This is a genomic window from Syntrophorhabdaceae bacterium (assembly GCA_035541755.1).
In the GTDB taxonomy this organism is placed as follows: Bacteria; Desulfobacterota; Syntrophorhabdia; order Syntrophorhabdales; family Syntrophorhabdaceae; genus PNOF01.
On the sequence record DATKMQ010000151.1, the window covers coordinates 1 to 6,746 of the forward strand.

General features: G+C 51.1%; 6 protein-coding genes. All 6 read left to right on the top strand.

Annotation, left to right across the window (positions count from 1 at the left end; translation table 11 throughout):
- Window positions 1-761: undecaprenyl-diphosphate phosphatase (locus tag VMT62_14640; protein ID HVN97664.1), on the top strand; the 761-nt coding region annotated here is incomplete at its 5' end.
- A gap of 97 nt (window positions 762-858) precedes the next feature.
- Window positions 859-1,287 (top strand): Fur family transcriptional regulator, encoded by a 429-nt coding sequence (locus VMT62_14645; protein ID HVN97665.1) that lies wholly within the window; start codon window positions 859-861, stop codon window positions 1,285-1,287.
- A 28-nt stretch (window positions 1,288-1,315) separates the two neighbouring features.
- Window positions 1,316-1,891 carry a rubrerythrin family protein gene (locus VMT62_14650; protein HVN97666.1) on the top strand — a complete coding sequence of 192 codons (576 nt, stop codon included), beginning with the start codon at window positions 1,316-1,318 and terminating at the stop codon, window positions 1,889-1,891.
- Between the two features lie 126 nt (window positions 1,892-2,017).
- On the top strand, window positions 2,018-4,201 hold the full coding sequence (gene katG, locus VMT62_14655) for a catalase/peroxidase HPI (GenBank protein ID HVN97667.1): 2,184 nt from the start codon (window positions 2,018-2,020) through the stop codon (window positions 4,199-4,201).
- A 101-nt stretch (window positions 4,202-4,302) separates the two neighbouring features.
- Window positions 4,303-5,022 carry a thioredoxin-dependent peroxiredoxin gene (prxU, locus tag VMT62_14660; protein HVN97668.1) on the top strand — a complete coding sequence of 240 codons (720 nt, stop codon included), beginning with the start codon at window positions 4,303-4,305 and terminating at the stop codon, window positions 5,020-5,022.
- A gap of 588 nt (window positions 5,023-5,610) precedes the next feature.
- Window positions 5,611-6,615, top strand: coding sequence for a hypothetical protein (locus VMT62_14665; protein HVN97669.1), 1,005 nt, complete (start codon window positions 5,611-5,613; stop codon window positions 6,613-6,615).
- Window positions 6,616-6,746: the final 131 nt, after the last annotated feature.

The following is a 6,746-nucleotide window of genomic DNA, read 5'->3' on the forward strand; positions in this document are numbered from 1 at the left end:
TTGACCCCACGACCCCCGAAATGACCATGCTCCTCGTGATGCTCCATACGGGCACCATGTTTGCGGTAATTGTTTACTTCTGGAGGCCTTGGACGCACGCCTATCTTTCCTCTTGGGAGAAATCGTGGCCCTGGATAAAACTCCTCGCACTCGCGACCGTTCTGACGGGTGTAGTTGGAATAATTATCAAGACAGTTATTGAACGGTATGTATTCCATAACGCTCCCAAGGCTGACATCGAGCTTCTCTTCGGGAACATCGTTCTCATTGCCGTGGCGCTTGCAGCGGCCGGGGTTATGATCATCTGGTCCGGACTCAGATACGATGAGGCCAAAGATCGTGGCCAAACCATGGTCTCGAGAAGGCAAGCAATCTGGATGGGGATCATACAGGGTCTCTGCCTGCCGTTTAGGGGGTTCTCGCGGTCGGGTGCGACTATTTCCGTGGGATTGTTGACCGGGGCATCGAAGCGGCCGGTAGAAGAATTCAGTTTCGCTTTGGCGGTTATCCTGACCCCTCCTGTGGTGGCCCGGGAAACAATGCGATTGATCGTATCACATCAGACGCTGGTGACAGGTACCCCATCCATGATGAAACTCTTCTTGCCCAGCTTGCTCGGCCTTGTCTTTAGTTTCCTCGCTGGACTTTTTGCACTCCGGTGGCTTACCGGCTGGCTTGACCGGGGAAAGTGGCATTACTTTGGCATCTATTGCATGTGCGCCTCCGTGATTATATTGGTCTTTTATTTTATGGGGCGGTAAATATACTACAGGCGGGGAATCATTCAAATCAACAACCCCCTTGACAAATTTCAAGAGAGTGATATATATACAGTCAGGATTAGTTCCTGATTGATCAATGGTGAAAGAATCGGTAATAGCACAGTTAAAAGAGCATGGACTGAAGGTGACGCCCCAGAGGTTGGCTATCATCGATGTACTCGTCGCACTGCGGGACATTCACCCCAACGCGGCTGCCGTGTATCGGGAAGCGAAGAAGATACGAAAAAGCCTATCGCTCTCAACTACCTACGCGACACTCAACGAGTTCTCTGCCCATGGCATTATCAAGACGCTCCAGTTCGACCCCAAGGAGAACCGGTACGAAACGACCCTCGACGAACATGTCAACCTGATCTGCGAAGGGTGCGGAAAGATACTCGACTACAAAGTCTCCTCCCCGGCAAACCGGGCTGACGTGGAGAAGAATACCGGTTTTTCAGTCAAGGACACAAGGCTGGAGTATTATGGCTACTGCAAGAAGTGCCTGAAAAAGAGACAGAACTGATAGAGAACTTACTACACGGAGGCGTGGCATGGCAACACTAAAGGGATCTCAGACAGAAAAAAATTTATTACAGGCCTTTGCCGGTGAATCGCAAGCGAGGAACAGGTATACCTATTTCTCATCTCAAGCGAAGAAAGAGGGATACGAGCAGATTTCATGGGTTTTCGCGGACACAGCCGACAACGAGAAGGAACATGCGAAGCGGTTCTTCTCGTTTCTCCCGGGAGGCGAACTGGAGATAGCGGCCACGTTTCCCGCCGGAGTCGTGGGTACCACGTCAGAGAACTTAGAGGCCGCGGCTGCCGGCGAGCATATGGAGTGGGGCACCTTGTATCCAGACTTTGCCGAAGTGGCTGAGAAAGAGGGTTTCCCGGAGATTGCAAAGGTTTTCAGAATGATTGCCATCGCGGAAACGGGACACGAAAATAGGTACCTCGCCCTTCTCGAGAACATCAAAAAGGACAGGGTCTTCAAGAGAGATACCCCGAAGAAGTGGAGGTGCAGAAACTGCGGATATGTCCATGAGGGCACCGTGGCGCCTGTAGAATGCCCGGCCTGTGCGCATCCGCGCGATTACTACGAACTGATGGCAGAGAATTACTGAAGCTTAAACAGGGGTGCAGGCATTTGCCAACTGGTGTATGGCCAATCGTTAGTTACACAGGCAGCGAAAGAATTTGGTTCATAGCAGCGCTCTTCAACAATTCGCAAAACCAAAGGAGTAAATACCATGGACGACAAAAAACCAGACAGAGTTTACGAACAAACTGCAGGGGGCGGCACGACAAACAGAGACTGGTGGCCGAACCAATTGAGGCTCGATATCTTGCACCAGCACTCCTACAAGTCAAATCCCATGGGCGAAGGATTCAACTATGCCAAAGAGTTCAAGAGCCTTGACTTGAAGGCCGTAAAGAAGGACTTGAGTGAACTGATGATGAGCTCGCAGGACTGGTGGCCCGCGGATTTCGGTCACTATGGACCCTTGTTCATCCGCATGGCGTGGCATAGCGCCGGCACCTACCGAGTGGGCGACGGCCGCGGCGGTGCGGGCAGAGGCAGCCAGCGCTTGGCCCCGCTCAACAGCTGGCCCGACAATGCGAACCTCGACAAGGCGCGTCGATTGCTCTGGCCGATCAAAAAGAAGTATGGCCGCAAAATTTCCTGGGCAGATCTCATGATCCTCGCCGGTAACGTGGCCCTGGAATCTATGGGCTTCAAGACCTTCGGCTTCGCCGGCGGGCGCGAGGACGTCTGGGAACCGGAAAAGGATATATACTGGGGTTCCGAGAGCGAGTGGCTTGATGACAAGCGCTACACGGGTGAGAGGGAACTCGAGAATCCCCTCGCCGCCGTTCAGATGGGCCTTATCTACGTGAATCCTGAAGGGCCGAACGGTAACCCTGATCCGATCGCTGCGGCTCAAGATATCCGCGAGAGCTTCGGTCGCATGGCTATGAACGACGAAGAGACCGTGGCGCTGATCGCGGGCGGGCATACGTTCGGTAAGACCCACGGAGCGGGTGATAAGTCACTGGTGGGGCCGGAGCCGGAAGCCGCCCCCATCGAAGAACAGGGTCTGGGATGGAAGAGCGCCTTTGGCACGGGCAAGGGTAACGATGCAATTACCGGAGGCCCGGAAGTGATCTGGACCAACACACCTACCAAGTGGAGCAACAACTTCTTCCGAATCTTATTCAGCTTCGAATGGGAACTGACCAAGAGTCCGGCCGGTGCGTACCAGTGGAAGCCCAAGGGTGACGCAGGCGCCGGTACCGTTCCTGATCCGCACGACCCGTCAAAACGTCACGCGCCGTCCATGCTGACCACAGACCTCTCTCTGCGCTTTGACCCCGTCTACGAAAAGATCTCGAGACGCTTCTATGAGCACCCGGATCAACTCGCGGATGCATTCGCCCGGGCGTGGTTCAAGCTGACCCACCGCGACATGGGCCCGCGAGCGCGTTATCTCGGGCCCGAGGTTCCTTTAGAAGAGCTCATCTGGCAAGACCCCATCCCTGCAGTCGATCACAAACTGATTGTTGGAGAAGACATCGCCGCCCTCAAGGCTAAAATCCTCACTTCCGGCCTCTCTGTGTCGGAGTTGGTTTCGACCGCCTGGGCATCGGCGTCTACATTCCGTGGCTCCGACAAGCGGGGTGGCGCTAACGGCGCCCGCATTCGCCTGGCGCCGCAAAAGGACTGGGAAGTCAATGAGCCGACCCGGCTTGCGAACGTGCTCAAAACGTTACAGGGCATCCAGAGCGCCTTTAACAGCGCAGCCTTAGGCGGTAAAAAGATATCACTCGCTGACCTCATTGTGCTCGCCGGTTGCGCAGGCGTGGAGCAAGCTGCGAAGAATGCCGGTCACGAGGTGACGGTTCCCTTCACGCCGGGACGTATGGACGCCTCGCAGGAGCAAACCGATGAGAAGTCGTTCGCTGTACTTGAGCCAGCCGCAGATGGATTCCGCAACTATTTAAAAGCTAAATATGCAGTAAGACCAGAGGAACTGCTCGTTGATCGCGCACAGCTTCTCACATTGACCGCGCCCGAGATGACGGTTCTCGTGGGCGGCATGCGTGTGCTCAAAACCAACTTCGGAGAGTCTCAGCACGGCGTCTTTACCGGGCGGCCGGAGGCGCTTACCAATGACTTCTTTGTGAATTTACTCGACATGAGCACGACGTGGAAGGCAACCTCGGAAGACGATAATCTGTTCGAGGGTCGTGATCGCGTAAGCGGCGCACTGAAGTGGACCGGCACACGTGTGGATTTGATCTTCGGTTCGAACTCCCAACTCAGAGCCCTGGCCGAGGTTTACGCATGTGAGGACTCCCGGGAGAAGTTCGTGAATGACTTTGTGGCGGTGTGGAACAAAGTAATGAACCTTGACCGTTTCGACCTCTCTTGATCATAACGTGAAGTTCTTCATGGCTGCTGAGGGAGCGACGTCATATTAAATGATGTGCGGATAGATGGAGAAAGCTAAATAACCCAAAGGAAGGAGGACCTATGGCAGAAGAAATTAAGGCTGGATGTGCTCGACCAACCGGCGGTCCCGTGGGAGAGACAGTTCCTATTCAACCCGTTGAAACCAATAACAAAGAAAAGGAGGCCCCGCGTATGATACAAGTTGGCAGGAAAGCACCTGATTTTACGGCACCCGGCTACCAGAAAGGCAAATTCATCAACGTAACACTGTCAGAATACCTTGGGAAATGGGTGATTTTGTGCTTCTACCCGGGTGATTTCACGTTTGTCTGAGCAACGGAACTTTCAGCAGTTGCTGAAAAATATAGTGAATTTCAGAAACTTGGGGTAGAGATATTGTCCATGAGTATCGACAGTATGTTCGTACATAAGATGTGGAATGATAATGAACTGGCTAAAATGGTAAAAGGAGGTATTCCCTTTTCCATGCTCTCCGATGCTGGTGGAAGAGTGGGAAAGGTCTACGGTGTGTATGATGAGGACGCTGGCGTAGAAACCCGCGGGAGATTCATTATCGATCCGGATGGGATTATCCAGGGATATGAGGTTCTCACGCCGCCGGTGGGAAGAAGCGTCGGTGAATCATTGCGGCAAGTTCAAGCCTTTCAGCTGGTAAGGGACTCAAAAGGAACAGAAGCAACTCCATCCGGCTGGAAACCGGGCAAGATGACCCTCAAACCAGGGCCAGACCTGGTTGGTAACGTATGGAAGGTATGGAAAACTGAAATGGCATTTGATTAGACTAAGGGCACCGCAAGAACTGCATCAACCTGGGCTTGTAAAGGGCTGTGTCATTTCTCATACAGCCTTTTACAAGCCATATGGGAAGAACACTAATGTTACATTCTATCCGTAATCTTCAATTTCCGTCGAATCGGCATAGTGAAGGCACCTTGCCAAGGGGCTGGAATTCCGTGCTGTTGTCGTTATGGCCTGTGACGATGAGACTATACCTTTGCAGGAAAGAATCGAAACGGTGGCTGACGATGCCGACTTGGAAGAAGTTTATAACACAGAGCGACACCTGCTTTACGTTGCCTGCACCCGTGCAAGGGACTATCTCCTCGTGACAAGTGGGAACACTCCGTCGGAGTTCCTGGACGATTTGAGAGGATGAGGTCGTCAGATCGAAAAAAAGTACATGGCCCCAGTTTGCACTGGGAGTGAGGCTGCGCGATATGCACGAACATGGATATAGCTTATAATGCGAGCATAAACAAATAAGGGTTTAAGAGAATAGTCAGGGCCAGCCAAATGGGGGGGGGGGGTACTCCTTCCCTTGTTAGTTTTAACGGTTAAATACGGAAAATTTACCGAGAAGGGTGGAGTATGGAAAGATGGTTGAGAGGAGATGCCGTAATGGCACGGTGGGGGATGAACTTCATGACTCTTCAGAGTTGGATCGTGGATGACGACCTTCCGGCATATAGCTACAAACGTGAGAGATTACATTTTAAATCCGTACGAGATTTCAAAAGAACAGAGGAAGACTATCAATCTACCTACATAAGCGATCGGTATCCCGATCTCTATCCACCAGCCCGTGTAACCAAGACGATTGTATGGACGGAGAAAAACATATTTTTCAAATTGTCAGAGTTAGAAGCCTTCGAAGAACAGCATCCCGAACTCAAGAATTGTGGCGAATTAAGTAAGTGCGTCGCCACGCAAACACAAGAAGAAGAACATGCAGGTAACGATGAAGACGGAAGTGAGGAGAAATATCAATTTATTCTCAAGAATGATTACTGGTATATACATTTTGAGGATGAAGAAGCCGAGGGTATTAAAAACAGTGTTGGCATGCGATATATTGCAGAATTGTTGGGTAATCCAAATCAGTACATTCCCGTTATGCAGCTTGTCCATATAGCAAAGGGACCCACCATAGATGAAAGAGCAACGATTTACGACAATATGAGTAATGAGCAACTAGAAGCCGAAAGTATGAGTGTCACCAACAGTCTTCACAGGAAGATTTCTCAAGCCGAATCAGAGTTCTCAAGAAATGCAAGAGAGAAAGAGAAGGCTAAGGGCGAGCAGCTTCTGGCCGAGTTACAAGAAGCAATGCACGATGGAGACCCCCTGGAAATTAAGGAAGCTCGGGAAGAGTATAACAAGTTCATTCGTGCCCAAAACATTCAACAAGCCGACGATAACAAGGAAGCCACAAACATAAGAACCAGTGTCTTGCGAGCGATCGGCCGAGCCAAAGAAGCTATATCAAAAGCGGGTCTTGAAAAATTCAGATCACACCTTGATGACTATATCGATACAGGAAGAGAGTGCTCGTATCGACCCGACGGCTCTATTAATTGGCTAGTAAAGAAATAATTTCTAACCCACCGATTTTATTCAAGTGTTACGTTCTGTTACATCAATAATTGCTCTTTAGCATTTTTGTGACGCAAGATGTCACGAATTGTTACATAAAAAGTCACTCTTTATTAGTAGAGCGATATTGA

What these genes read in the sequence shown, in the direction of transcription:
- katG (HVN97667.1), top strand. Translation starts at nt 2,018, where the DNA reads ATGGACGACAAAAAACCAGACAGAGTTTACGAACAAACTGCAGGGGGC.
- VMT62_14665 (HVN97669.1), top strand. Translation starts at nt 5,611, where the DNA reads ATGGAAAGATGGTTGAGAGGAGATGCCGTAATGGCACGGTGGGGGATG.
- VMT62_14650 (HVN97666.1), top strand. Translation starts at nt 1,316, where the DNA reads ATGGCAACACTAAAGGGATCTCAGACAGAAAAAAATTTATTACAGGCC.
- VMT62_14645 (HVN97665.1), top strand. Translation starts at nt 859, where the DNA reads ATGGTGAAAGAATCGGTAATAGCACAGTTAAAAGAGCATGGACTGAAG.